Origin of the sequence: Lentzea nigeriaca, assembly GCF_016907955.1 — a bacterium.
Lineage (GTDB): Bacteria > Actinomycetota > Actinomycetes > Mycobacteriales > Pseudonocardiaceae > Lentzea > Lentzea nigeriaca.
The window spans coordinates 522,210-547,294 of record NZ_JAFBCX010000005.1 but is presented as its reverse complement, the minus strand read 5'-3'; the positions used below and the strand labels follow the sequence as shown (position 1 = coordinate 547,294).

Sequence of the window (25,085 nt, the reverse complement as noted above, 5' to 3'; positions counted from 1 at the left end):
GAGTGCTCGATGCCCGCCTGGCCGCTCATGGTGCTGTCTCCACGGCGTTGGCCAGGCTCGGTGATCATGAACTGCGCGATCTTCTGGAGGCGTCAGAACCGATCGGAGCCGGCATCGGCGGAACCACCGTGCTGCTGGCCATCGGTGGAACACCGGTCTTCGTCAAGCGCGTGCCGCTGACCGAACTGGAGACACGGCCGGAGAACGTCCGGTCCACAGCCAACCTCTTCAGGTTGCCCATGTTCTGTCACTACGGCGTCGGCCTCATCGGAGCGCCGGGCTTCGGGGCCTGGCGGGAGTTGGCCGCGCACACCATGACGACGGACTGGGTGCTGGCGGGTGATCACGAGGGTTTCCCGTTGATGTACCACTGGCGCGTGCTGCCGCATCCGGGGCAGACGCTTCCCGCCGAACTGGCCGACGTGGACGCGGCCGTCGCCTACTGGGGCGGTGCATCCGAGATACGCCACCGGATCGAGGCTGTGCGCGACTCCACCGCGAGCATCGCGCTGTTCCTGGAGTACATCCCGCAGAACCTGCACGACTGGCTGGGCGCTCAGGTGGAGGCCGGCGGCGAGGCTCTCGACAGTGCCTGCGCCATGGTCGAAACGCAGCTGCGGACCGGGACGTCGTTCATGAACGCCCAGGGCCTCCTGCACTTCGACGCCCACTTCCAGAACATCCTGACCGATGGCGAGCGGCTGTACTTCGCGGACTACGGCCTGGCGATCTCCTCCCGGTTCGACCTGTCCGCGGAGGAGACGGCCTTCTTCGCCGAACACCAGGACTACGACCGCTGCTACAGCGTCACCCACCTGGTGATGTGGCTCAACGCCGTTCTGCCCGACCACGTTCCGCCACCGGTCGCGGCGATCCTCGCCCGCCACGCCACGGTGGCCGAGGCGATGACGGGCTTCTACCGCAGGTTCCAGCGCGAGAGCAGGCAGACCCCGCACCCGCTGAAGAACCTCTAGGCCACGCGCGGAACCGGCTTCGCGGGCGGGCTTTCCGTCTCCGCCAACCGTTCTGTCTTGGCCCACGTGTTGCGGCCCGCGAAGTGCCGGTACAGCGCGCGCAACGTGGAGATCGAGCCCAGGATCAGGAACGCCGGATAGACGAGACCGACCACGAGGCACCGCCACAGCGGTTCGTCGCCGTGCTTGAGCCGGTGCACCACGCCCCAGATCAGGCCGGGCAACACCAGTGCCAGGAGCCAGACTCCCAGCGCCAGCAAGGCGTTCGAGCTACTCGCGGTCAGGCCGAGGATGCTGTGGCCGCTGAACTGCGCGTAGAAGTTGATTCCCACCAACGCGGTGATGAGCAACGTCATCGGCGCGACAAGCCACGGCGTCAGGAGGTACTGCAGGAACTCCAGCAGCGCGAAGGAACCCACGTGCTTGGCCCTGACCAGCTTCGGCACGTAGCCGAGGCACTGCAGGTTGCCCTGGCCCCACCGGGTGCGCTGGCGCAGCAGGCGGTTGGCGTCGATCAGGCCCTGCTGGGTGATCGTCGCGCGGGTGGCGTAGCGGATGAGCCGGCCGGACAGGTGCACGCGCAGGCCCAGTTCCAGGTCCTCGACCAGGCAGGCGGACCAGGGGGCGTCGCCGAGGCCCATCAGCGTGGCGAGCCGCACGAACTGGCCGTTGCCGCCCAGTCCGACGGTGCCGAGCACGTCCCGCAGCGACTGCGACGCGTCCACGACACAGCTGAACTCCAGGTCCTGCAGGAACGCCAGCAGGTTGGTGCGGTTGTGGATGCGGACGCGGCACTGCACGGCGCCCACCTGGCGCTGGGCGAAGTACGCGGAGATCTCGGACAGCATGCCGGGTTCGCCACGGCCGTCGCCGTCGATCACGCCGACGATCGTGCGGTGCACGGTGCCTGCCTCCTCGGCGAGGCCGCGGATGTAGCGGAACGCGTGGTTGAGCGCCTCACCCTTGCCCTTGCGGGCATCGGGCAGGGTGCGCCGCAACACGTGCAGCCGATGGTCGTCGATCTCGGCGAGCACGTGCGGGGTGCCGTCGTCCGAACCGTCGTCCACGACGACGACCTGGACCGGTGTGCGCGCGCCGTCGAGCGCCAGTGCGGAACGCACGGTGTTCGCGACAACACGTTCCTCGTTCAGCGCCGGAATGATGATCCAGTACTGCAGCGGATGCCGCGAAGACACTTCTGAACCGCCTGGTTTCGGACGCCACCAGACGAACAGTGCGAGCACCAGGTTGTAACTGGGCCAAAACACGAGCAAGACGAGCATGAACGTCGCGAATTGTGTCGTGCCGTTCATGACACAAACCTGTCCACAAAAGCGGTTGCGCTGGCAACGACAGCGAACCGGAGATGAAGTTGGGTCATTGCTGGCTCCTGGTAACGATGCGCTGGGCTGGTACGAGATACCAGACAGCAAGGCCAGGAGCTGGTGTTCGAGGCGGACAAGGGGCAGGTAGAACGGAGCGTCAACCGGCCATATCGGGGACGAATGGAGCTGTGTTACACGAAGTTCGTCAACCTAATCACCGATATGGCGGTACCCGTACGGGGCGGGTGCTAATTGATTGGCAGTGATGATCGAGTCGCTAAGGGTGATGGCGCACGTTCGCCGCACGTGCCTGAAGAGTCCAAAGAGGTAAAAGATGGGACTAAGTGCCCTGGTACCCGGCCCTCGGCAGCTCTATCGGGGCGAGGTTCCCGAGGTTTTCCTGGTCGCGGGAACCAGACCGGAAGCAGTGAAGATGGCCCCGGTCGCCGCCGCGATGTTCTCCGGCGGGCGGATCCGGCCGGTACTGGTGAACTCCGGGCAGCACCCGGAGATGGTCGACCAGGCCCTGGACTCGTTCGGCTTCGTGGCGGACGTCCGGCTCAAGCTGAACCGCGTCACGGGCGGCCAGGCCGAGCTGACGAGCCAGCTGATCGAGGAGCTCGACCGGCTCTTCACCGAACGCACGCCGGCCGCCGTGCTGGTCCAGGGCGACACGACGACGACGCTCGCGGGAGCGCTCGCCGCGTTCTGGCACCAGATCCCGGTCGTGCACCTGGAGGCAGGACTGCGCTCGCACGACCTGACCTCGCCGTTCCCCGAGGAGGGGAACCGCAAGATGGTCGGCCAGCTCGCGTCGCTGCACCTCGCGCCGACGGCGGACGCCGCCGCGCACCTCGCCGCGGAGTCGTTGCAGGGCAACAACGTCCTGACGATCGGCAACACCGTGGTGGACGCCGTGCTCGACGTCGCCGCCAGACGCGCGCCGTACGGGGACGCGCGACTGCAGGAGATCGAGAACAGGGTCCACTCCGGACAGTCGCGGCTCGTGCTGGTCACCACGCACCGCCGCGAGTCGTGGGGCGAACCGCTCGACCGCGTGCTGCACGCGGTGGCGGACATCGTCGAGGCCCGCCCGGACGTCGAGGTGGTCCTCCCCGCGCACCCGAACCCCGCCGTCCGCGGGCAGGTGCTGGACGTGCTGGGCGGGATCAGCCGTGTCACGATCACCGACCCGCTGCCGTACGCGCAGATGGCCCGTCTGCTCGCGCAGTGCACCCTGGCGTTGTCCGACTCGGGCGGCATCCAGGAGGAGGCACCGTCGTTCGGCGTCCCCGCCTTGGTGCTGCGGGACGTGACCGAACGGATGGAAGCCGTCAACGCGGGCTGCGCCGTGCTCGTCGGCACCGACCGCGAGCGCATCACGTCGCTCACCGTCGGTCTGCTCGACAACCCCTCCGCGCGCGAGGCGATGACCGCCGACGGCAACCCGTTCGGCGACGGGCTCGCGTCCGTGCGCACCGAACAGGCAGTGGCCTGGCTGCTGGGTCTGCAACAGCAGCGACCCGTTGAGTTCGCTCCTTACGCCGGCAGCGCGACGGTGCGCCTGCCGGGAGAGGTGGATGTTGCATGAAAGGCCGACTCGTCAAGTTGGTTGTCGGGGTTGCCCTGGCGGTCTCGATGCTGCCGATGCCCGCCGCACAGGCGGACCTCGCGCTCGACCTGCATTACGGCGAGCTCGTCGACAACGTGCTGCCCGCGCCGCCGACGCCGCAGACCAGGCCGTCGACGACCAGCACCCGCTTCACGAAGCTCACGACGGCTCCCAAGCCGATCTCGACGACGATAGGCCCGTTGTCGCTGTCGTCGTCGCGGGAAGCCACGTCCACGGCCGCGGCGGGCACGAACGGCGGCGGCGCACCGGGCGCGAAGGCGGGACAGAAGACGCTGGTGCTCTACGACAGCACCGGTCAGTGGGCGTGGCTGGGTGAGGCGTACGCGGGGCAGGCGAGCAACCTCGTCTCGCACGGCAGCTCGTACGTCATGCACCCGGTCGCCGGCTACACCGCGGGTGAGATCGCCGGCTACACCGGCGTGATCTACCTCGGCTCCACCTACGACGAGCCGATCCCGGTGGCGTTCCTCGACGACGTGCTCGCGACCACCAAGCCCGTGCTGTGGATGGGACACAACATCTGGCAGCTCAGCGCCCGTGCGCCGAGCTTCGGCACGACCTACGGCTGGAACTGGGTCCAGTTCGACTTCGGTGCCGCGACCACCGTGCGGTACGAGAACACCGACCTCGGCCGCAGCTCGCTCGCGACCCCGGCCGGTCTGATGATCACGCGCATCACCGACCCGGCGATCGCGTCGGCGCCCGCCATCGCGAACGGCTCGGCGTACGGGCCGATCAACTGGGCCACCAAGGCGAAGAACCTGACCTACATCGGCGAGATCCCGTTCAGCTACGTCGACCACGGCGACCGCTACCTGGCCGCAGCCGACCTGATCAGCAAGGTCTCGAACCCGACGATGGCCGACCGCAAGCGGGCCCTCGTGCGCATCGAGGACGTCGGCCCCGACGCCGACCCGTCCGAGCTGCGGGCGATTGCGGACTACCTGTACCGCCAACGGATTCCGTTCAGCATCGCCACGTACCCGAGGTACGAGAACCCGTACGGCGTGGACAAGAACGGCGTGGCCCAGTCCTACACCCTGGCGCAGCGCCCGGACGTGATCAACGCGTTGCGGTACATGCAGAACCGCGGCGGAACGATCCTGATGCACGGCTACACCCACCAGTTCGAGAAGCTGATCAACCCGTACGACGGCGTCAGCGGCAACGACTTCGAGTTCTACACAGCTCATGTCGACGACAGCGACAGCGTGATCTACGACGGCCCGGTGCCCGGTGACTCGGCGTCGTGGGCGCAGAGCAGGATCAACTCGTCGACGTCGGCGTTCGCGGCGGCGGGCTTCCCCAGGCCCGCCATCTTCGAGCCGCCGCACTACGCCGCGTCGGCAGTGGACTACGAGGTCATCCAGCAGAACTTCGGCAAGCGCTACGACCGCGGTCTGTACTTCGCCGGATACTGCCCAGGTGGTGCGTGCGGCACGGGCACGCCGCAGTACGACAAGATCTACGGCCAGTACTTCCCGTACCTGGTCCGCGACATCTACGGCTCCGTCGTGGCGCCGGAAGCGGTGGGCAACGTGGAGCCGGAACCGTTCAACAACCACCCCGCCAGGTTGCCCGCCGACCTGATCAAGACGGCGCAACAGCTCAAGGTGGTCGATGATGGTGTCGCGAGCTTCTTCTACCACCCGTACCTCGGTACCGGGTACCTGAGGGACACCGTGAACGGGCTGAAGAGCGCGGGCTACACGTTCGTGTCCGTCGGCACGGTGATGGCGGGCTGACAGGAGGTTGGCGTGCGCTGGTTGTGGGCCGTGCTGGTCCTGGCCGGGTGTTCTGCCGGGCAGGTCGGCCCGCCCACGTCCGGCGGCACCGACGAGGGCTGGCAGGTCACCGTGTACTACACGGCGGTGGAGAAGTTCCACAGTGGACCGTCGGTACAGGTGCGCGGGTGCCCGGTCATCGACTGCGAGCACGGCAAGGAGTTGCTCGGCACGTTCCCGCAGTCGTTCGCGAAGGCGGTGAAGGACGAAGGTACCGGCCGGACCGCCTCCGGCCGGTACCTCAACTGGTCCCACGACAAGGGCTACTGGATGGACGACGCGCCGCGTGACGCGTACGGCACACCCCTGAAGCCCTTCGTCTCCGCTGCCGCTGACGGGCTCCGGCGGGGTTCACGCATCAAGCTCGTCTCCTGTGGACAGACGCCGGAGGGGACGAACGTGGACTTCGCCGTGTGCCAGAAGCTCGCGTCGTCGTCGTGGGAGATCACCGACGAGTTCACTCCTGGGCTCGGCGGGAGCCGGCACATCGACCTCTACCTGGGCGAGGAGACCGGCCCCCGGTTCACCGAGAGTCCCTGGTACACCACCTTGTCCGAGGCGGTGCTGGAGGTTCACCAGCCGAGCTGAACCGCCAGCTGCCTCGCCTGCTCCAGCACACCGGCCTGCTGCTGTCCCGGTTCGGGCAGCGGCACGCCGGGGCAGGACAGGTCACCGGACGGCGTCACGCGGTCGACGAGGTAGCGCTCGACGATGTCGTTGACACAACCGTTGTCCAGCCCGTAGATGCCGTGGTCACCCTCGTCGTTCACCGTCAGCAGCCGTGAGCCGGCGAACCCGGCATGGGCCTTGCGCGCGCCCTCGATCGGCGTCGCGGGGTCGCGCACCGACTGCACCATCAGCGTCGGCGCGACGCCGATTCCGTCGGGGTGCTTGAGCTGCACGTTCGGACGGTCCCAGAACGCGCACGGGCCCATGATCTGGTAGTAGCCGAACAGCGGCCACCTCGCCCCGTCCCTCACCGCGTCGCGCTCCAGGTACCTGCGCCCGCCCTGGAACGGCGTGTCGTTGCAGAGGATCGTGTACAGCGTCGCCGTCTGCGCGTCCGGATAACCGGCCTGCGCCTTCAGCTGCGCGGGCACCACACCCGCCAGCTCGGCGAGCTTCTGCGCGGTGGACTGGAACGAGTGCTTCCCGTACTGCCCGCGGAGGAGCAGAACGTCCAGCGTGACCGGGTAGTAGGTGATGCCGTCCGGCAGGGTGACGGGCTGCGCGGCCAGCTTCGCGCGCGTCCGCTCATAGGTTTGCCGCACCTCTTCACCGGTCTTGCCGAGATGGAAGAGGTTGTCGTACTTCGCGACCCACGGGAGGAAGTCGACGCGAAACCGCCGTTCGAAGCCCATGCCCCAGTCGTCGAAGATCGGTTGCCACGGCCCGGTGAACTGGGCGTTGGAGTCGAGCACGATCTTGTCGAGGGTCTTGGGGAAGTACGTGGCGTAGTAGGCGCCCATCCAGCTGCCGCCGGAGTAGCCGAGCCAGTCGACCTTCTTGCGTCCCAGTACCTGCCGGAGCAGGTCGAGGTCCTTCACGGTCTGGTCGGTCGTCACGTACTTGCCGAACTCGCCGGACTTGGTCTGGCAGAACTTCGCCTGCAGCTCCATGCCGCCGTAGAGCAGGTCGAGGTTGGCCTTGCTGCGGTCGCGCGGGTCCGTCGAGCCGAGCGTGTCGTACAGGCCGCAGGTGATGTCGCTGCTGGCGCCCGTGCCGCGCACGTCGATGCCGTAGATCTCGGCGTTCTCGCTGAGCTTCGGCCGGCTCAGGAAGGCGAGGGGCAGCGTGCGGCCCTCACCGCCCGGCCCGCCCGGGTTGGTGAAGACCGCGGTCTTCGCCTTGCCGTTCAACGGAACCGTGCGGCTGACCGCGATCGTGATGGTCTTGCCGTTGTGCGGGTTGTTCCAGTCCATCGGCGTGGTGAAGGTGCCGCACTCCAGCCGTTCCGAACCGGGCGGGAAGCCGGGCGGGACCTGGTCGAAACACTTCTGCCACTTGATTTCCTGCTTGGCGAAGGCGTTCTCGGCCTGCGCCTGCGGGACGATCCACAGTGACGTTGCCGTCACGACGGCCAGTGCCGCCGCGATTTTCCTGCGTTGCATCGGTTTCCCCTCTTCTACCAACCGAGCTGAGCCGCGATCTTCCGTGCCTCTTCGAGCGGGTTCTTCGCTGTCTCACCGGGAGCGGGCAGCGGAACTCCTGGGCACTTCAGGTCCTTCGCGGGCGTGACGCCGTCGACGAGGTACTGCTCGACGATGTCGTCGACGCACTTGTTGCCGAACCCGTAGATGCCGTGGTCGCCCTCGTCCTCCACGGTGAGCAGCACCGAGTTCCGGAAGTTCCGGTGGGCCTTCTGCGCGCCTTCGAGCGGCGTCGCCGGGTCGCGCACCGACTGCACCATCAACGTCGGCGCGACGCCGATTCCGTTGGGGTGCTTGAGCTGCACGTTCGGACGGTCCCAGAACGCGCAGGGGCCCATGATCTGGTAGAAGCCGACGAGCGGCCACTTCGCGCCGTCACGCTCGGCGTCCCGTTCGAGGTACTTGCGGCCACCGTGGAACGGCGTGTCGTTGCAGACGATCGAGTACGCCGTGCCGGCCTGGGCGTCCGGGTAGCCGGCCTGCGCCGACAACTGCGCGGGTGCCGCACCGGCGAGCTCCGCGAACGTCTGCGCGGCACCGGCGAAGGACGCCTTGTTGTACATCGCGCCGCGCAACAGGTAGTCGAGCGTCACCGGGTAGTAGATGCCCTCCGGCCGCGTGGCGGGTTGCTGGGCCAGCTTGGCGCGCGTGCGTTCGTAGGCCTGGCGCACCTCCTCGCCGGTCTTGCCGAAGTGGTAGACGTTGTCGTACTTCGCCACCCACGGCAGGAAGTCCACGCGGAACCGGCGCTCGAAGCCCATGCCCCAGTCGTCGAAGATCGGCTGCCACGGCCCGGTGAACTCGACGTTGGAGTCGAGCACGATCTTGTCGAGGGTCTTGGGGAAGTACGTGGCGTAGTAGGCACCCATCCAGCTGCCGCCGGAGTAGCCGAGCCAGCTGACCTTCTTCTTGCCCAGCAGCTGGCGCAGCAGGTCGAGATCCTTCACGGTCTGGTCGGTCGTCACGTACTTGCCGAACTCGCCTGACTTGGTCTGGCAGAACTTCGCCTGCAGCTCGACGGCGCCGTAGAGCAGGTCGAGGTTGGCCTTGCTGCGGTCACGCGGATCCGTCACGCCGACCGGGTCGACGTTCCCGCACGTGACGTTGCTGCTCCCGCCGGTGCCGCGCACGTCGATGCCGATGATCTCGGCGTTCTCGCTGAGCTTCGGCCGGTCGAGGTAGATCAGCGGCATCGAGCGCCCCGGCCCGCCCGGTCCGCCGGGGTTGGTGAAGACGGTGCTCTTCGCCGTGCCGTTCTTGGGCTTGAGCCTGCTGACCGCGATGGTGATGGTCTTGCCGTTGTCCGGGTGGTTCCAGTCCATCGGGGCGGTGAAGCTGCCGCACTCCAGCCGTTCCGTGCCGGGAGGTGCTCCCGGCGGTGGGGTGGTGAAGCAGTTCCGCCACTGGATCTCCTGGGTGGCGGCCTGTGCCTGTGGCGCGATGAGTGACGTGGCGGTGAGGACGGCCAGCGTCGCCGCCAGTTTCCTGCGGTGCATTCGGATGTTCCCCCTTCTGCCCGGCCGAATCCGGCCGGCACCCCAGCTCATCGCGTTGTGGGGTACGGGAACATCGGTCTTAGGGTGGCAACCGCTTACAACTCTGGTCTTACGCCGATCCGGCCAAACCCTGATGACGTTCGTCATTTGACGATGAAACGGCGCTTTCGTCCACCTCAGTGAACAAGAGCGCCGTTCATCGATCTGAACGTGGGGATCAGCAGGACTGCTTGTAGAAGTACTTCGAGTTCTTCTCCGCGTCGGCCTTCGTGATCGCGACCAGGTCGGTCTCGATGTTCCGCTTGGTGGCCTTGCCGTCGATCGCCGCGAGCGCCTGCTCGACGCCCTGCTTGCCGATCGTGCCGGGATCCTGGGCGATCAACGCCTGCACGGTGCCCGCCTGCAGGTCCTGCACCTGCTTCGGTGAGGCGTCGAACCCGACCAGGTTCACCGCACCCGTCTTGCCCGCGTTGCGCAGGCCGGTCGCCGCGCCCTCACCGGTGTTCAGGTTCGTGGCGAACACCCCGATCAGGTCCGGGTTCGCGGCCAGGGTCGCGGTCACCTTCGAGGCCGCGGTGGCGGGCTCGTTGTCGGTGTACTGCTGGCCGATGTACTTGAGGTTCGAGTACTTCTTGATCTCGTCCTCGAAGCCCTTGGCGCGGGCGTCGGTCGTGGACGTGCCGGCCTTGGTGTTCAGCACCAGCACCGAGCCGGTCTTGCCGGCGGTGAGCTTGTTGATCGTCTCGGCGGCGAGCTTGCCGCCTTGCTCGTTGTTGGACGAGATCGTGGACGAGGCGATCGAGGTGTCCTGGAGCTTGGTGTCGACCTCGACGACCTTGATGCCCGCGTCCTTGAGCTGCTTCATCGGGCCCGCCATGGCCTTGTCGTCGGTCGGTGCGATGAGCACAGCGGCGGGCTTGGAGGCGAGAATGCCCGTGACGATCGGGGTTTGCTGGGCCGCGTCGAACTTGGCGGGCGCCTGCGTGTCGAACTCGTAGCCGGCGGCCTTGGCCGCCTCCTGGAAGCCGCACTGCATCGAGATGTAGAACGGTTCGGCCGTGATGCCGGGGATGAGCACCAGCTTCTTGTTCGCGGGGGAGTTGCCAGAACCCGAATCGCCGATCTGCCCGCCTCCGCCACACGCGGCGAGCAGGAACACGGCTGAAAGGGCCACTGCGGAGCGGATCTTCATTGGTCCAGCACCTTTCCCTAACGTTGGTTGCGCGCCCGCCGCCGTGTCTGGTCCAGCCACACGGCGGCCACCAGCACGATCGCGACGGCGATCGGCTGCCAGAACTCCTTGACCCCGATGATCACGAGGCCCTTCTCCAACACCGCCGGGATGAACACGCCGAACACCGTGCCCAGCATCGAACCCGTGCCGCCGAAGATGCTGGTGCCACCCAGGACGACGGCGGCGATCGCGTTCAGGTTGTCCGTCTCGTGGCCCGTGACCACCGCGACGCGGAAGAACGCGTTGCCCATGAAACCCGCGAGACCCGCCAGGGTGCCCGCGAGCAGGTACACCTTCGTGAGGTGACCGCGCACCGAGATGCCGACGCGCCTGGCCGCCTCCTCGTTCGAGCCGACCGCGTACGTGTAGCGGCCGAACCGGGTCGTGGACAACAGAAGCGCGCCCGCGGCGGTGACGATCGCGGCCACGATCACGATGTTCGGGATGCCGAAGTACGTGCCGAAGCCGAAGGTGCGGTTCAGCTTGTCCGGGATGCCGGACACGTTGGAACCGTTGTTCAGCAACAGGGCCGCGCCCTGCGCCGCGCCGAACGAACCCAGGGTGACGATCAGCGGCGGGATCTTCGCACGCGAGATCAACAGGCCGTTCAGCAGACCCCACACCGCACCGCTGACCACCGCGACCAGCAGACCGAACGCGATCACGCCCCAGCCGGCGTTCGTCGCGTCCCCGCCGGAGACCGCGTTCATCGCCATCGCGGACGAGACGCTCGCGAACACCAGCACCGAGCCCACGGACAGGTCGATGCCGGACGTGATGATCACGAACGTCATGCCTACCGAGAGCACCAGCAGCACGGAGGTTTCGGCCAGCAGGTACTGGAAGGTGTCGATCCGGAACACCGCGTCCGGGCGGATGGCGCCGAACACGGCGACCAGCGCCAGCAGTACCAGGCCGATCCACAGCGTGTTCGCGCCGGTCAGACGCTTCAGCAACGAGGGGCGCTGTTCGTCCGATCGAGATGACAACGTTGTCTTCTCATTGGTCATCATGCGGCGTCCTCTTGCGACAGTGCGCCGGTCATCGCGCCGACGAGCTCTTCAACGGTCGTGTCCGCGGCCTTGAAGCGGGCCACGCGGCGGCCGAGGCGCAGCACCTCGACGCGGTCGGAGACCGACAGCACCTCGGGCATGTTGTGCGAGATCAGCACCACCGCGACGCCTTCGTCGCGCACGCGCTTGATCACGTCCAGCACACGTTCCCGTTGCACCACACCGAGAGCGGCCGTCGGCTCGTCCATGAACACGAGCTTCGACGCCCACGCCACGGAACGCGCGACCGCGACCGACTGGCGTTGCCCGCCGGACAGCGCCGCGATCGGTACGTCGATGCTCTGCAGCGACGCGCCGAACCGGGTGAAGTGCTCCACGGCCTGCCGGCGCATCGCCTTCTTGTCGAGCACGCCCAGCCAGCCCAGCACACCGGGCTTCAGGATCTCCCTGCCCAGGAACATGTTCGCGGCCGGGTCGAGGTCCGGCGCGACCGCGAGGTCCTGGAACACCGTTTCGATGCCGCGGTCGCGGGCGTCGTTGGGAGAGCTCAGCGTGATGGGCTCGCCGTCGAACACCATGGTTCCGCTCGTCGGCTGCTCCACCCCGGACAGGCACTTCACCAGGGTGGACTTCCCGGCGCCGTTGTCGCCGATCAGCGACACGACCTCGCCGGGGTAGGCGGTGAACGACGCACCGCGGAGCGCTTCCACGGTGCCGTAGTTCTTCGTGAGCTCACGAGCCTCCAGCAACGGCTCGCTCATGGCCTCACATCCTCTGCTGCTGAAACTGCTGTCAGTACGGGCGGACGGCAGCGGATCGCGACCACGTCACCGGTCAGGCCGAGCTCGCCCGCCGCGTGCGGGATGACGACGGTGCTGCCCTTGCGGACCTCCAGCTCACCGAGCCGGCCTGCCCCCTCCAGCACCACCAGCACGGCGAACGACGGCTCCAGCGTGAAGGAACCCTCCACGTGCAGGCGGTCGGCCTGGAAGAACGGGTCGGCGTCGTGGCCGAGCAGGTCGACCGACGGCGCCCACTTCTCGGACGTCTGGTGTACGAGCTTCTCCAGCCTGCCGCCCCAGCCGTGCCGGTCGACGCAGTCCAGCGCGACGTCGTAGCCGAGGCCCAGGTGACCGATGTCCGCGTTGGCGAGGAAGCCCCGCCACTCCAGCGTCACCGAGAAGTCCGTGGGCTGTTGCAGTTCGACGATGAACACACCCTCGCCGATCGCGTGCGGCACACCGGCGGGCACGAAGACCGTGTCGCCCGGCCGGACGCGAACCGGGTTCAGCGAGTCGAGCATCGCCCTGGTGTCCTGCCGCGCCACCCATTCCGCGACGGTCTGGGCCGGCACGTCGTCGCGGAATCCGATGTAGACGGTCGGGTCCGGCCCGGTCGTGCCGACGACGATCCACGCCTCCGTCTTGCCGTGGCGGCAGTTCAGGTGCGAGGACGCGAAGGCGTTGGAGGGATGGCAGTGCACCGGCAGGCGCTGCCCCGCGTCGAGCAGCTTCACCAGCAATGCCGTGTCCGCGCCGAACTTCTCGACGTGGTCCGCGCCGAGCCATCCGGTCGGGTCCGCCTCGACCGCGTCACGCAGCAGCACGCCGTTCGGCAACGTTGTCAACCCCGCATCGCTGCGCCCGAACAGCGTCGTCGTCGAGGCCACCCAGTCCTCCGGTCCGAAGTCGCCGCTCTTGCCACCGCGCAACGCGGCGATCGCCTCGCCGCCGCGGTAGAACTGCTTCGGCTGGTTGGCCGGCAGGCTGACAGGCTGGTGGAGCACACCAGAACTCACGCGTGGACCTCCCCGGATCCTCGTGGCACCAAGCGCACCGGCAGCACGACGCGGCGCGGTGGTGAGTTGTCGCCGTCCAGTCGGGCGAACAACAAATCGGTGGCCGCCTTGCCCAGCGCGCTCGCGTCGTGCGCGATCACGGTCACCGGCGGCGACAGCAGGTCGGCGAGCTCGAAGTCGTCGAAGCCCACCAGCGCGGGCCGTTCCGCGACACCCGCGAGCGAGCGCAGGATGTGCACGGTGATGCGGTTGTTGCCGGCCACGATCGCCGTCGCGGGCTCCCGCATGCTCTGCAACCGTTGCAGCGCCGTCACCACGGTGGCTTGGTCGTGCGGCCCCATCGCCACGAGTTCCTCGTGGTAGCCGATGCCCGCACGCACACAGCCCTCGCGGTAGCCGCGCAGACGTTCGTTGGCGGTGAAGATGTCCGGCGCGTCGCCGAGGAACGCGATGCGACGATGTCCGTGTGCGGCCAGATGGGTGACGGCTTCCACCGTGCCGCCGATGTTGTCGACCAGCACGGTGTCCGCGACGACGTCGCCGGCGGGCCGGTCGAGGAACACGACGGGCGTGCCCGCACGCATCTCCGGCACCAGGTAGCTGTGCTGCAGGCCGGCGGGAACGATCAGCAGCCCGTCGACCCTGCGGCTGCAGAACTCCAGCGCCAGTTCACGTTCGCGGCCGGGATCCTCGTCCGACGACCCCGAGATCACCTGCCTGCCGCGCAGACGGGCGATTTCCTCGACAGCGCGGGTCACCCCGGAGTAGAACGGGTTGCCGACGTCCTCCAGCACGAGCCCGATGGTGCCGGTGGACGAGCCGCGGCGCAGGTTGCGGGCGCTCAGGTTCCGCCGGAACCCGAGCTGGTCGATGGCGGCCAGCACGCGCTCGGCGGTGGACGGGTGCACACCCGGCTCGTCGTTCACGACGCGCGAGACGGTTTTGATGCTCACGCCCGCCAGCCGTGCGACGTCGTTCATCGTCGCGCGACGGACCTTGCGCTGACCGGCTACCGGTCCGCTCGGGGACAACGTTGTCATAGTGGCCGTATCTCACCCCGGCTTCACGCCCTTGTCAACAGCTCCGGAACCGGTCAAGCGGGTAGTTGTGGCGGTGCTGGGCGGACAGCGTTGTCGGTGTCTGGTGAGGGCGAATCGGTGATGGTGGTCTGCCACGCCGTTGCGGTCTCGGCGTTCGCTGGACCTTTCGATCCTGTGTGGAGCGTGGGTTCTCGGGGGGTGCGCCGGCAGGCCTCTCGGATACGTGCGTGGGTGGGGCGCGGTGGGTTCGTCGGGTGTCACCCGACCGGACCACAGTGCAGGCCCCGCCACGCCTGGGAATCCGAACTAGGGTGGGGTGTGTGGACGCACTGGATCCCATTGAGTCGGTCAACACGTTCATCGGCACAAAGGACGAGGGCAACACGTTCCCCGGGGCGTCCATGCCCTTCGGTAAGACCCATTCCAGTCCGGTCGGCTCGCACTACGCCGGCTATCGGTACGACGATCCGGTGATCCGAGGCTTCGGGCACTTCTTCCTGTCTGGGGCCGGTTGCTGGGAGCAGGGCGGCCTCGTCCCGATCCTGCCCACGTTCGGCACCCTCCCGAGCAGCTTCGACCACAAGCGGTACGGCGCGAGATACACGCACGACGGTGAGATCGGCAAGCCCGGTTACTACAAGGTCAAGCTGGACCGCGACATCACGGTCGAGTGCACCGCGACCACGCGGGTGGGGGTCGAGCGCTACACCTTCCCCAGTGGTGTCAACGGAACGCTGCTCGTCAACGTCGGCCAGGCCAACGACAAAGAGCCGGTGTTCGCGAGCAGCGTCAAGGTGGTCGACGATCGCACGATCACGGGAACCGTGGAGACGCAGGCGTTCTGCGGCGGGCGACCGTACACCACCTACTTCACCACGAGATTCGACAGGCCCTTCAACGAGTTCGGAACGTGGTCGCCCAGCGGGGCCGAGCCGGGACAACGGGAATCCACGGGCGGCGCCGGGTTGAGGGGTGCCTGGGTCACGTTCGAACCGGGCCCGGTCACGGCGTGCACCGCACTGTCCCAGGTGGACGGACAAGGTGCGGCGAACAACCTGCGCGCGGAGACGGAGGGCAAGTCCTTCGACGACATCCGCAACGAAGCTCAGGACGCGTGGCGGCAGGAGCTGTGTTGCATCGAGATCGAGACCGAGGACTGGGACGAGCGGGCGGTTTTCTACACCGCGCTCTACCACGTCCTGTTGCAGCCGTTGACGGGCAGCGACGTCGACGGCCGGTATCGCGGCTTCGACAACCAGATCCACAAGGCTGAGGGCTGGACGTACTACGAGTACTACTCGCTGTGGGACACCTACCGCGCGCACAACCAGTTGCTCTCGCTGATCCGCACGCAACGCTCGAAGGACATCGCCAGGAGTGTCCTCGCGATTCACGAGCAGGGCGGGTGGCTTCCGCGGTGGGCGTTCGCGAACCAGGAGACCAACTGCATGACCGGGGACCCGATCACGCCGTTCCTGGTCGACCTGTGGCGGTTCGGGCACCTCAGGGGGTTCGAGGAGCAGGCTTACCGGGCGTTGCTGCAGAACGCCGACGGAGTCCCGCCGGAGAGTTCACGATTCCAGGGGCGGTCGGGCAACCCGAACTACCTCGCGAAAGGATTTGTTCAGTACGACAAGCGCTTCCCGAAGAAGGGGCAGGACACCGACCCGCACCACGGGGCGTCCGCGACCCTCGAGTACGCGTTGGCCGATGCGACGCTGTCGATCATGGCGGAGGAACTCGGGCACCGGGAGGATGCGGAACGGCTGCGCAGGCGAGGGCTCAACCACCGCACCCTGTGGGACCACGGCGTCACCGATCGCGGGTTCACCGGGTTCCCTCGGCCCAAGCTGCAGAGCGGGGCGTGGCTCAGCCCGTTCAACCCGCAGGGACCGGAAGGGTTCCACGAGGGTACGGCCTGGCAGTACCAGTGGCTCGCCCAGCACGACGTCAGCGGGCTCATCACGGCGCTCGGCGGCAAGGCGGCGGCCGAGGCGCGGCTCGATGACTTCTTCGCCTACGCCGATCTGCTCGTCGACCCGAAGCGAACGGTGCGGGAGAAGTGGGTTGTCGGGCCGTACGACTACTACAACCAGTTCAGGTACAACCCCAACAACGAGCCGGATCTGCACGTGCCGTGGATGTACGCGTTGATCGGCAGGCCCGAGAAGACCTCGGTGGTGGTCAGGGCCGCGCAGACGTTGTTCGTCAACGGGCCCGCCGGTGTCACGGGCAACGACGACCTCGGCACGATGTCGGCCTGGTACGTGTTCAGCGTGCTCGGGATGTATCCCGTAGTGCCGGGGACGGGGGAGTTCGTGCCGCACGCGCCGCGGTTCCCGCGCGCTGTGGTCCACCTGGAGAACGGCAGGGACATCGTGATCAAGGCGGAGACCGCGGACACGGCGAAGACGCAGGTGGTGGAGCGGATTCGGAGCGGGTGGCTCAGCCGGAACAAGGATCGGATCGAGCTCGCGGAGCTCTGGTCGGGGACCACGCTCGAGGTCGGCCTTCACACACTTTCCAATTGAGACGCCGAAACGGTCGTACGCTCGTCTGATGGGCACCTGCGCGAGCTGTGGCACGGAATTCGCGCCCCGGCCGTCGCGGGCGCGGTACTGCTCGAACGCGTGCCGTCAGCGTGCCTACCGGCAGCGGTCCGCTACGTCCACTGTGGTCACCGAGCTGCCTGCGTACGACGACGCGTTCGTCGGCAGGGAGATCGAGCTGGCCGAGCTGCTGTCGTTGTTGCGGCAGCACAGGATGCTCACGCTCGTCGGGGCGGCGGGGGTCGGCAAGACGCGGCTCGCGGTGGAGGTCGCCAGGCGCGCCAGGAAGATCGAGGTCCGCTCGGTGGAGCTGGGGCGGCTCAGCCGTCCTGACCAGGTGGTGCAGTCGTTCGCGGAAGCCGTTGGGGTGTACCAGCACGCGGGGGTCGAGCTGCGGACGACGTTGCTCGCGGAGCTCGGCAACCGCAGGGTTCTGCTGCTCGTCGACAACTGCGAGCACCTCGTCGAGGAGTGCTGCGACGTCGTCGACGCGCTGTTGTCGCGTTGTCCGAACGTGCAGGTGTTGGCCACGAGCCGGGAGGCGTTGCGGGCCGTCGGTGAGGCCGTCTACCCGGTGCACGGCATGGAGCAGGACGCGGTCCGTCTCTTCGCCGAACGTGCCGGGGTGCGGGGCGACGAGGACGCGATCGCGGCCGTGTGCGCGCGGCTGGACGGCGTGCCGCTCGCGGTGGAACTGGCCGCGAAGGTGTCGCGATCGGTGCCGTTGTCCGAGCTCGCGGACCGTCTCGACCAGCGGCTCGACCTGCTGAGCGACGCCGGCGAGGAGACGCGGCACCAGAGCCTGCGCGCGGCCGTCGCGTGGAGCCACGACCTGCTGACGAAGTACGAGAAGGAGCTCTTCCGCAGGCTCGCGCTGCTGCCGGGCGGGTTCGGGCTCGACGTCGCCCAGGTCGTGCAGGGCGGACCGGTGATCGGCCTGCTCACGGCGTTGCAGGCGAAGTCGTTGGTGGTGCGGGAGAACGACCTCCGCTTCCGGATGCTCGAATCGGTCCGCCTCTACGCGGAGGAACGCCTGCGGGAGCACGACGAGCACGGCGTGACGGCCGAACGGATCATCGAGTGGCTCTGCGGGCTGGGGGAACCCGGTGTGGCGTCGTCGATTCTGGCGCCGGAGCAGGTGAAGGCGCTGCACCAGGAGTACGACAACGCGGTGTACGCGTTCGCCCGTCTGGTGGCGCCGCACGACGAACGACGCCTGATGCTCGCCACGATGTTGCTGCGGGTGTGCTTCGACCGCGGCTACTTCGCCGAGGCGGGTGCGGTGCTGATGCAGGTGCTGGACCAGACGCCCGCCGACGCGCGCTACCGGACCCTCGCGCTGGAGTACGCGTCTCTGTTGGCTGGACACGAGGAGCGGCACGACGAGGCGGTCAAGTTCGCGACCGAGGCGATCGAGACCGCGGAAGCCGGTGGCCAGCAGGAGATCATGTGCCGCCTCTACCGGACGCTGGCGGGTGCTTACGACGGACTGGGCGATGTGCCGAACACCGTCTGGGCGCTGCGCCGATCGATCGAGTGCGGTGTGCGCAACGGCAACGAGGTGAGCGTGGCCGTGTCGCGGCAGAACCTCGCCTGGTGCCTGCTGGGCAGCGGCGCGGACGACGAAGCGGACCTGTTGGTCGGGGACGCGCTGCCGGTGCTGAGAGCGCACGCGCGGGCAGACATCGTTGCCATCGCCGTGCACACGTGGGGCTGCATCGCTCTGGAAAAGGGTGATCTGGCCACCGCGGGTGCGCGGTTCGCCGAGGGCGTGCGGATGTCGGCGCACGTGCCACGAGCGGTGCTGGAGTCGGTCGAAGGTCGTGCCGTGGTCGCCGTGTTGTCCGGACGGCACGAGGTCGGCGTGCGGTTGCTGGTGGCGTGCGAACAGATGCGCGCGACCTGGGTTGTTTCGGCGCAACCGTGGTGGCGGCGGAAGGTCGACGAGGTTCTCGGCGTCGCGCGGGAAGCCTTGTCCCGTGCGGCTTTCACACGGGCGGTGAACGCCGGCCGGGCGATGGACGTCTGTCACGCCGTGGAAACCGCGCTGGACAAGAAGATCGTGCGGCACGCCGTGCTGAGCGACCGGCAGCGCATGGTCGTCGAGCTGGTGGCGCAGGGCATGACCAACGTGCAGATCGCCGCGAAGCTCGGGATCTCGCACCGGACCGTGGAATCCCACGTGCACAACGTGAAAACCGCGTTGAATCTTTCGACTCGCGGCCAGCTCGTCGCCTGGGCCCAGTCGAACTGAAACGTTCCAACTGAGACGTAACGCTGCGGTTCATCCGGATGACTTCACGCTTCCCGCCGTTCATTGTGAGGACAACCAACTGAGGGGAGGGGGACACGTGGAACCTTTCCGGCTGCTGCACCCCGACCTCGTGCCGCAAAGACGTGAGTCGTTGCAGCACGCAGCGTCCATGCTCGTCCAGATGGGGTTGGACGACACGGTGCTCTCGGCGTCGCCCGTGCACCAGCGGCTCGCCCGCGTCGTGCTCGCGAGCAGCGACGTGATCGAGTGGAAGCCCGGTGTCGACCACGGTGACGTGCGTCACGACGAGCACTTCGGCGTCGTGCGGGTCGGTGGCGACCGCGGCGGCGTGTTCCTGTCCAGCGTCCTGATCGCCTACCTCGACGTGCTGGAGAACGCGGCCAGGATGGGCACCTCGATCAGCGAGGACGGCTGGCGCACGATGCTCTGGGCACCGACCGCGCTCTTCGACCACGTGCTGCGCCGCCCTCAGGTCGGCATGACCGTCGTGACTCCCGGCCACGGCACCGAGTACCTGCCGAACGAACGCGCGCAGGCAGGCCAGCGCCTCTACCTCGTGCTGATGCAGGTCGTGCGGTTCGCCGTCGCCGGTGTGGTGCGCGTCCAGGACGACCGCCCGCTGGTCGAGGACTGCGTGACGCTCGCGACGGCGTGCCTGCGCGCCGCGACGGTCGCCCTCGCGTTCGCCTGCGACACCAGGGACGAGCCGTCGCTGACGATCATCGAGACCGCCGAGCACCGCTACCTCTGGCAGGTGATCAGCGACGTCCGCCGGGCGGCCCCGCGCGCCAGGTTCGAACAGTTCGCCGCGGCGCTGCGGCAGCTCAACGACGTCTACACCGAGTGCCCGCTGCTGGTGGCGGGCTGTTGAGCCGAACGTCTCGACTTCGCTCCGACTTTCGTCGTTTCACCACGGCGACCGGGCCTCGCTGACCTAACGTCCCGTCCATGACAGGGGAACGTTCGGCGGTCGTGGTGCGGGACATCCGCAAGAGCTACGGCGAGCTGACAGCGGTGGACGGGGTCTCGTTCACCGTGGCGGAGGGTGAGTTCTTCGGCATCCTGGGGCCCAACGGCGCTGGCAAGACCACGACGCTGGAGATCATCGAAGGGCTGCGCGAACCGGACAGCGGCGAAGTGCGGCTGCTGGGCGAGAGTCCGTGGCCGCGCAACGTGAAGCTGTTGCCGCGCATCGGTGTGCAGCTGCAGGCGTCGTCGTTCTTCGAGAAGCTGACCGCGAAGGAGCAGCTGCAGACGTTCGGCGCGCTCTACGGCGTGAGCCCCGGCACGGCCGCGGACATGCTCGAGCTCGTCGGCCTCGCGGACAAGGCGAACGAGCAGGAGAACAAGCTCTCCGGCGGCCAGCGGCAGCGGCTCTCGATCGCGTGCGCGCTGGTGCACGACCCGGACGTCGTGTTCCTCGACGAACCGACCGCGGCGCTCGACCCTCAGGCGCGCCGCAACCTCTGGGACGTGCTGCGCGCGATCCAGGAACGCGGCAAGACCATCGTCTACACCACGCACTACCTCGACGAGGCCGAGATCCTCTGCGACCGCGTGGCCATCATGGACGAAGGCAGGATCCTCGCGCTCGACCCGCCCGCGGTGCTGGTGCGCGGCCTCGACGCGCCCACCCACGTGACGTTGCAGAAGGGCGCTCTGTCCGTTGTGGACGCGTCCGCGCTGGACGGTGTGGAGGAGGCGCACGAGAACGAGGTGTCGCTGACGATCTCCACTCGCCGACCCGCTCCCGTGCTCTCCGCTTTGGCCGAACGCGGTGCGCTGGACGGATTGCAGGTCCGCGCCGCCACTCTCGAGGACGTCTTCCTCGACCTGACCGGACGGGAGTACCGCGCATGACCGCGTTCAGGACGCTCTCGCTGGCGATGCTCAAGGGGTTCGTCCGGGACAAGGTGACGCTGTTCTTCACCTTCCTGTTCCCGTTGATGTTCCTGGTGATCTTCGGTCTGATCCTGCGCGACGTCGGCGCCGACAAGACCAAGATCGCGGTGGTCGGTGACGGCCAGGTCGTCAGCGCACTCCGCGACAGCGGTGTGCTGGAGCTGGAGCAGTACAACGACGTCGATGCCGCGGTGCAGAAGGTGAAGGACGGCGACCTGCCCGCGGCGCTGATCGTGCGCGGCCAGCAGCTGGAGGTCCGGTTCGCGCAGAGCGACCAGGTCAAGTCCGCGACGGTGCTCGGGATCGTCAACGGGTTCGTGGACAAGGCGAACGTCGCCGCGACCGGCCAGCCGCCGCGCTTCACGTTCGCCGCGGAGAAGGTCGAGGACGCCTCCCTCAAACCGATCCAGTTCCTGACGCCGGGCATCCTGTCGTGGGGTGTGGCGGTGTCCGCGGTGTTCGGATCCGCGCTGACGCTCGTGTCGTGGCGGCGGAAGCAGGTCCTGCGGCGAATCCGGCTCGCGCCCGTGTCCGCGACTTCCGTGCTGTCGTCCCGGTTGCTGGTCAGCACGGGCGTCGCGCTGGTGCAGGGCGGGATCTTCGTGGGCATCGCGATGCTGCCGGTGTTCGGGTTGAAGCTGTCCGGGTCGTGGTGGCTCGCGATTCCGTTGCTGCTGCTGGGAACCATCGCGTTCTTCGCGCTCGGCATGCTGGTCGGCGCGTTCGCCAAGACGGAGGAAGCGGCTTCGGCGGCGGCGAACATCGTGGTGCTGCCGATGGCGTTCCTGTCCGGCACGTTCTTCCCGGTCGAACAGGCACCCGCGTGGCTGCAGGCCGTGTCGAAGATCTTCCCGTTGCGGCACATGAACGACGGCATGCTGAACGTTCTCGTGCGGGGCAAGGGGATCGAGGCGCTGGTGGTGCCGTCGGCCGTGCTGATCGGCTTCGCGCTCGTCGTCGGGTTCCTCGCGTCGCGTGTCTTCAAATGGGAGGAATAGGACAGGCCCCGGTGTCGTGTGCTCCCCGTCACGGTTCATGATGGGGAGCCATGACGTTCTCCAGCGTGGCCGGACGGTTCCGCATCTTCGCCCTCGCCGAGGCGATCTCCTGGGCGGGCCTGCTGCTCGGGATGTTCTTCAAGTACGTCGTCGTGCAGAACGAGATCGGCGTCAAGATCTTCGGCCCGATCCACGGCGTCGTCTTCGTCGGCTTCGTGCTCGTGACGCTGATGGCGAAGGAGCCGCTCAAGTGGGACGGCCGCACCCTCGTGCTCGGCCTGCTCTCCAGCATCCCGCCGTTCGGCACGGTGATCTTCGAGCGCTGGGCCGCGAAGACCGGCCGCCTCGACGGGACCGCTACCGAAGCAGCGCCCGAGCAGCTCTGAGCTCCACCTGCGGGTCGCTGTCCGGACGGTGTGCGAGCCACGCCTCGCACCACACCCTCGCGATGTGGTCGCGGATCTCGGGCCCGCTGTAGGCGATCAGTCCGAACCTTGGCATCGGCACGCACGTCGGCGGACCTGCGGCGCCCCGGCCAGCGCGTTCCGCACCGCCACCCGCCGCGGCTGGATCAGCTCGGCGTGTTCCGGCGTGACGGGCCACCCGTTCGCCACCCTCGACGCCGATCATCCTCAGCAGGCTGGTGCGCATGCCCGCGAACCCGCTGGGCGCGCTGACCAGGGCGACGACCGTCCGCTCGGTCATCGGCTCACGAGCTCCCGGACAGCGCGGAGCTCACCCTGCGGATCACCCTCGTGGTAGATCCGCTCGGAGGTCTCGATGTTGTCCAGGAACTCCTGGTACTTCACGGCGTTGTGCAGGTGCGAGGCCCGGCGGGCGACCTCGAGCGCTGTGAACGGGTCGCTGTCGGGGCGCAGTGCGAGCCACGCCTCGCTCCACACGCGACTGATCACGTCGCGCAGGTCGCGGTTGAACTCCATGAGCCGGCACGCGTCCAGCGCCGGGTGGCCCCAGCAGGCGTCGGACCAGTCGATCACCACGCCGCTGCTGCGCCAGTTGCCGGGGTGGAAGTCGCCGTGGACGAGCGTGTCCGGGAGCCCGAACGACGGCATCGGCACGGTCGTCGGCGTGAGCTGGGGTTCGCCGGCGAGCGCGTGCTGCACGGCGACCCAGCGCGGCACGACCCGCTCGACCATCTCCGGCGTGAGGTGCCAGCAGTTGCCGCCCTCTGCCTGGCTGAGCAGCACCCGGTTCGGCGCGGTGGCCAGCACCTCCGGCACCAGCGTCGGGTCGTGCGCGGCGACCATCTTGATCACGGCGCCTTCGTCGGTGAAGAACGACGGCACGGCCTTGAGCCACACCGGTCCGTCGGTGGTGGGCAGCCGGTGCACGCTGGACAGGTTCCACGACCGCACCTGCGCGGCGGGCCCGGTGCGGGTGATCACCGTGTCGGCCCATTCGACCAGTTCGGACGGTCCGCCCAGGCGTGCCCACGGCAGCCGGTGCTCGGCGTCGGCCTCGGGTTCCTCGGCGGGTTCGAGGTGGGTGCGGTCGGGTTCGCCGTGCGCTTCGACGTGGTAGGTGACGACGCCGCCGAACGGGACCCGGCCGCCTTCCACCGAGACGAGGCGCAGCACGCTGGTCGGCACGCCGAGCAGCTCCCGCAACGCGGTGTTGATCGGCTCGACGTGGTTCCAGTTGGGCGTCTCGACCGGGATCGGCCGGGTGCGCCCCGCGAAGCCGCTGGGGGCGCTGACAAGGGCGATGATCGACCTGTCCGGCCGTTCCCACTGCATGGGCACATGACGCCACAGACGTGCGGCTGTGCCAAACGAATTAATCCTCGAAGTCGCCGCTCGCCCTGCGCACCTTGGCGAGCAGGTCGGTGAGCTGTTCGGTCTGCCGGTCGGTGAGGCCCTTGAGGCCCAGGTTGACCTCGACGACCGCTGCGGTCGCGGCCTCGCGGCGCTGCAGGCCGGCGTCGGTGATCTCCACCAGTGTGGTGCGGCGGTCGGTCGGATGCGGGGTGCGGCGGACCAGGCCGTCGCTCTCCAGCCGGTCGACGATGTTCGTGACGCTCGTGGGGTGCAGCTGCAGGCGTTCGCCCATGACCCGCATCGGCAGCGCGCCCTTGCGCGAGAAGTAGAGCAGCACCAACGCCTCGTAGCGGGCGAACGTGAGGCCGTGCGGTTTGAGGGCTGCGTCCACGGCGGACTGGATGATTTGCTGGACACGCATGACGCTCGTGACGGCGGCCATCGAGGTGGACGGACCCACCCGGTCGTCCCACAGCTCGGCCGCGCGGGCGATCGGATCGAACGGCAGCGGTGTCATGGGCACCGAAGCTACCAGTCAGTACAAGGCTTGGATCATCAGGAGGCACGTGTGCTTGTCGCGTTCAGCGTCGCTCCGTCCGCATCGGACTCGTCGGGAAGCGTCGCCAAGGCCGTCGCCGAAGCCGTGCGGATCGTGCGGGAGTCGGGCCTGCCCAACGAGACGAACGCGATGTTCACCTTGATCGAGGGAGAGTGGGACGAGGTGATGGACGTGGTCAAGCGCGCGACCGAAGCCGTGCAGGCCAGCGCCCCGCGGGTCTCGCTCGTGCTCAAGGCGGACATCCGGCCGGGCCACACGAACCAGCTGAGCACCAAGGTGCGGCGGGTTGAGGAGCACCTCGCCGACACGCCATGATCGGGCTCCGCCGCCGACTTCTTCTCCAGTCGAGCGGAGGCGCACCTCGTGAGATTCGTGATCACCCTGCTGGCCGCGCTGGTGTACCTGAGCTCGTTGGGTGGAGCAGTGCTGCGGTCCGTTGACGGAGGCCGTTCGTGGCGGGTGTTCGGCGGCCCCGAGCAGGGCGTCGAGGCTCTCCTGGTCTCCCCTGATGGCCGAACGCTCTACGCCGGCACGGTGAGCGGATCCGTGCACCGGCGTTCGCTGCGTTAGCGTGTCG

Annotated in this window: 23 protein-coding genes; 12 read left to right on the top strand and 11 right to left on the bottom strand. The window is 68.0% G+C overall.

The features are described 5' to 3' along the window. Positions 1-2 precede the first annotated feature (2 nt). Entirely contained in the window at positions 3-974 is a 972-nt protein-coding gene (locus tag JOD27_RS20700; RefSeq protein WP_204763858.1) for a protein kinase family protein, read from the top strand. Here the strand turns inward: JOD27_RS20700 and JOD27_RS20695 are convergent. After that, positions 971-2,170 carry a glycosyltransferase gene (locus tag JOD27_RS20695; protein WP_307830235.1) on the bottom strand — a complete coding sequence of 400 codons (1,200 nt, stop codon included), beginning with the start codon at positions 2,168-2,170 and terminating at the stop codon, positions 971-973. The two genes, JOD27_RS20700 and JOD27_RS20695, sit on opposite strands and share 4 nt — an antisense overlap. A 463-nt stretch (positions 2,171-2,633) precedes the next feature. Between JOD27_RS20695 and wecB the strand changes: the two genes are divergently transcribed. Genes wecB through JOD27_RS20680 form a run of 3 tightly spaced genes read left to right on the top strand, consistent with a single transcriptional unit; the run spans position 2,634 to position 6,304 of the window. After that, positions 2,634-3,890, top strand: coding sequence for a non-hydrolyzing UDP-N-acetylglucosamine 2-epimerase (gene wecB, locus JOD27_RS20690; RefSeq protein WP_204763856.1), 1,257 nt, complete (start codon positions 2,634-2,636; stop codon positions 3,888-3,890). Then, positions 3,887-5,677, top strand: coding sequence for a DUF2334 domain-containing protein (locus tag JOD27_RS20685; protein WP_204763855.1), 1,791 nt, complete (start codon positions 3,887-3,889; stop codon positions 5,675-5,677). The genes wecB and JOD27_RS20685 overlap by 4 nt, the downstream gene beginning before the upstream one ends. 12 nt (positions 5,678-5,689) lie before the next feature. Next, complete coding sequence (locus JOD27_RS20680; RefSeq protein WP_204763854.1) at positions 5,690-6,304, top strand: hypothetical protein; 615 nt, start codon at positions 5,690-5,692, stop codon at positions 6,302-6,304. Here JOD27_RS20680 and JOD27_RS20675 read toward each other — a convergent pair. The 7 genes from JOD27_RS20675 to JOD27_RS20645 form a co-directional block, all read right to left on the bottom strand. Further along, the gene (locus JOD27_RS20675; protein ID WP_204763853.1) at positions 6,289-7,827 is read right to left on the bottom strand and encodes an alpha/beta hydrolase; all 1,539 of its coding nucleotides are present in this window, start codon (positions 7,825-7,827) and stop codon (positions 6,289-6,291) included. The genes JOD27_RS20680 and JOD27_RS20675 overlap by 16 nt on opposite strands. Positions 7,828-7,841: 14 nt before the next feature. Further along, positions 7,842-9,362 carry an alpha/beta hydrolase gene (locus JOD27_RS20670; RefSeq protein WP_204763852.1) on the bottom strand — a complete coding sequence of 507 codons (1,521 nt, stop codon included), beginning with the start codon at positions 9,360-9,362 and terminating at the stop codon, positions 7,842-7,844. 217 nt (positions 9,363-9,579) lie between these two features. Continuing rightward, entirely contained in the window at positions 9,580-10,554 is a 975-nt protein-coding gene (locus tag JOD27_RS20665) for an ABC transporter substrate-binding protein (protein ID WP_204763851.1), read from the bottom strand. 17 nt (positions 10,555-10,571) lie between these two features. Further along, entirely contained in the window at positions 10,572-11,609 is a 1,038-nt protein-coding gene (locus JOD27_RS20660; protein WP_204763850.1) for an ABC transporter permease, read from the bottom strand. Further along, positions 11,606-12,370 (bottom strand): ATP-binding cassette domain-containing protein, encoded by a 765-nt coding sequence (locus tag JOD27_RS20655; RefSeq protein ID WP_204763849.1) that lies wholly within the window; start codon positions 12,368-12,370, stop codon positions 11,606-11,608. Before JOD27_RS20655 ends, JOD27_RS20660 begins: the two co-directional genes overlap by 4 nt. After that, positions 12,367-13,407 carry a class I mannose-6-phosphate isomerase gene (locus tag JOD27_RS20650; RefSeq protein ID WP_307830234.1) on the bottom strand — a complete coding sequence of 347 codons (1,041 nt, stop codon included), beginning with the start codon at positions 13,405-13,407 and terminating at the stop codon, positions 12,367-12,369. The genes JOD27_RS20655 and JOD27_RS20650 overlap by 4 nt, the downstream gene beginning before the upstream one ends. Next, the gene (locus JOD27_RS20645; RefSeq protein ID WP_204764030.1) at positions 13,404-14,387 is read right to left on the bottom strand and encodes a LacI family DNA-binding transcriptional regulator; all 984 of its coding nucleotides are present in this window, start codon (positions 14,385-14,387) and stop codon (positions 13,404-13,406) included. Before JOD27_RS20645 ends, JOD27_RS20650 begins: the two co-directional genes overlap by 4 nt. Before the next feature lie 380 nt (positions 14,388-14,767). Between JOD27_RS20645 and JOD27_RS20640 the strand changes: the two genes are divergently transcribed. The 6 genes from JOD27_RS20640 to JOD27_RS20615 all read left to right on the top strand — a co-directional run bounded on the left by JOD27_RS20640 (position 14,768) and on the right by JOD27_RS20615 (position 22,557). After that, the gene (locus JOD27_RS20640; protein WP_307830233.1) at positions 14,768-16,978 is read left to right on the top strand and encodes a GH92 family glycosyl hydrolase; all 2,211 of its coding nucleotides are present in this window, start codon (positions 14,768-14,770) and stop codon (positions 16,976-16,978) included. 28 nt (positions 16,979-17,006) lie between these two features. Continuing rightward, positions 17,007-19,250 (top strand): helix-turn-helix transcriptional regulator, encoded by a 2,244-nt coding sequence (locus JOD27_RS20635; protein WP_204763847.1) that lies wholly within the window; start codon positions 17,007-17,009, stop codon positions 19,248-19,250. 97 nt (positions 19,251-19,347) lie between these two features. Continuing rightward, a complete protein-coding gene (locus JOD27_RS20630; RefSeq protein ID WP_204763846.1) occupies positions 19,348-20,142 on the top strand; it encodes a 3-methyl-L-tyrosine peroxygenase-related protein in 795 nt (264 codons plus the stop codon). Positions 20,143-20,219: 77 nt separating this feature from the next. Then, positions 20,220-21,131: an ABC transporter ATP-binding protein gene (locus JOD27_RS20625; protein WP_204763845.1), complete on the top strand. Its 912-nt coding sequence runs from the start codon at positions 20,220-20,222 to the stop codon at positions 21,129-21,131. After that, positions 21,128-22,171, top strand: a complete 1,044-nt coding sequence (locus tag JOD27_RS20620) for an ABC transporter permease (RefSeq protein ID WP_204763844.1) — start codon at positions 21,128-21,130, stop codon at positions 22,169-22,171. Before JOD27_RS20625 ends, JOD27_RS20620 begins: the two co-directional genes overlap by 4 nt. 50 nt (positions 22,172-22,221) lie before the next feature. Further along, positions 22,222-22,557: a DUF3817 domain-containing protein gene (locus tag JOD27_RS20615; RefSeq protein ID WP_204763843.1), complete on the top strand. Its 336-nt coding sequence runs from the start codon at positions 22,222-22,224 to the stop codon at positions 22,555-22,557. On the opposite strand, the gene JOD27_RS20610 is transcribed toward JOD27_RS20615, so the two are convergent. From JOD27_RS20610 to JOD27_RS20600, 3 genes are read right to left on the bottom strand one after another with little or no spacing between them, the layout of a single operon-like run. Next, positions 22,529-22,876: a hypothetical protein gene (locus JOD27_RS20610; protein ID WP_204763842.1), complete on the bottom strand. Its 348-nt coding sequence runs from the start codon at positions 22,874-22,876 to the stop codon at positions 22,529-22,531. The two genes, JOD27_RS20615 and JOD27_RS20610, sit on opposite strands and share 29 nt — an antisense overlap. Continuing rightward, a complete protein-coding gene (locus JOD27_RS20605) occupies positions 22,873-23,928 on the bottom strand; it encodes a phosphotransferase (protein WP_204763841.1) in 1,056 nt (351 codons plus the stop codon). The genes JOD27_RS20610 and JOD27_RS20605 overlap by 4 nt, the downstream gene beginning before the upstream one ends. A 40-nt stretch (positions 23,929-23,968) precedes the next feature. Beyond that, entirely contained in the window at positions 23,969-24,466 is a 498-nt protein-coding gene (locus tag JOD27_RS20600) for a MarR family winged helix-turn-helix transcriptional regulator (protein WP_204763840.1), read from the bottom strand. Positions 24,467-24,517: 51 nt separating this feature from the next. On the opposite strand from JOD27_RS20600, the gene JOD27_RS20595 reads away from it, so the two are divergent. Together JOD27_RS20595 and JOD27_RS20590 are read left to right on the top strand one after the other, a co-directional pair. Further along, on the top strand, positions 24,518-24,823 hold the full coding sequence (locus JOD27_RS20595; protein WP_204763839.1) for an MTH1187 family thiamine-binding protein: 306 nt from the start codon (positions 24,518-24,520) through the stop codon (positions 24,821-24,823). A 48-nt stretch (positions 24,824-24,871) separates the two neighbouring features. Then, a complete protein-coding gene (locus tag JOD27_RS20590) occupies positions 24,872-25,078 on the top strand; it encodes a beta propeller repeat protein (RefSeq protein WP_204763838.1) in 207 nt (68 codons plus the stop codon). Positions 25,079-25,085 lie beyond the last annotated feature (7 nt).

Bases quoted from the DNA above. Each gene is read 5' to 3' on its own strand.
- wecB (WP_204763856.1), top strand. From the start codon at position 2,634: ATGGGACTAAGTGCCCTGGTACCCGGCCCTCGGCAGCTCTATCGGGGC.
- JOD27_RS20685 (WP_204763855.1), top strand. From the start codon at position 3,887: ATGAAAGGCCGACTCGTCAAGTTGGTTGTCGGGGTTGCCCTGGCGGTC.
- JOD27_RS20675 (WP_204763853.1), bottom strand. From the start codon at position 7,827: ATGCAACGCAGGAAAATCGCGGCGGCACTGGCCGTCGTGACGGCAACG.
- JOD27_RS20670 (WP_204763852.1), bottom strand. From the start codon at position 9,362: ATGCACCGCAGGAAACTGGCGGCGACGCTGGCCGTCCTCACCGCCACG.
- JOD27_RS20665 (WP_204763851.1), bottom strand. From the start codon at position 10,554: ATGAAGATCCGCTCCGCAGTGGCCCTTTCAGCCGTGTTCCTGCTCGCC.
- JOD27_RS20660 (WP_204763850.1), bottom strand. From the start codon at position 11,609: ATGATGACCAATGAGAAGACAACGTTGTCATCTCGATCGGACGAACAG.
- JOD27_RS20655 (WP_204763849.1), bottom strand. From the start codon at position 12,370: ATGAGCGAGCCGTTGCTGGAGGCTCGTGAGCTCACGAAGAACTACGGC.
- JOD27_RS20645 (WP_204764030.1), bottom strand. From the start codon at position 14,387: ATGAACGACGTCGCACGGCTGGCGGGCGTGAGCATCAAAACCGTCTCG.
- JOD27_RS20635 (WP_204763847.1), top strand. From the start codon at position 17,007: ATGGGCACCTGCGCGAGCTGTGGCACGGAATTCGCGCCCCGGCCGTCG.
- JOD27_RS20625 (WP_204763845.1), top strand. From the start codon at position 20,220: ATGACAGGGGAACGTTCGGCGGTCGTGGTGCGGGACATCCGCAAGAGC.
- JOD27_RS20620 (WP_204763844.1), top strand. From the start codon at position 21,128: ATGACCGCGTTCAGGACGCTCTCGCTGGCGATGCTCAAGGGGTTCGTC.
- JOD27_RS20615 (WP_204763843.1), top strand. From the start codon at position 22,222: ATGACGTTCTCCAGCGTGGCCGGACGGTTCCGCATCTTCGCCCTCGCC.
- JOD27_RS20610 (WP_204763842.1), bottom strand. From the start codon at position 22,876: ATGACCGAGCGGACGGTCGTCGCCCTGGTCAGCGCGCCCAGCGGGTTC.
- JOD27_RS20605 (WP_204763841.1), bottom strand. From the start codon at position 23,928: ATGCAGTGGGAACGGCCGGACAGGTCGATCATCGCCCTTGTCAGCGCC.
- JOD27_RS20600 (WP_204763840.1), bottom strand. From the start codon at position 24,466: ATGACACCGCTGCCGTTCGATCCGATCGCCCGCGCGGCCGAGCTGTGG.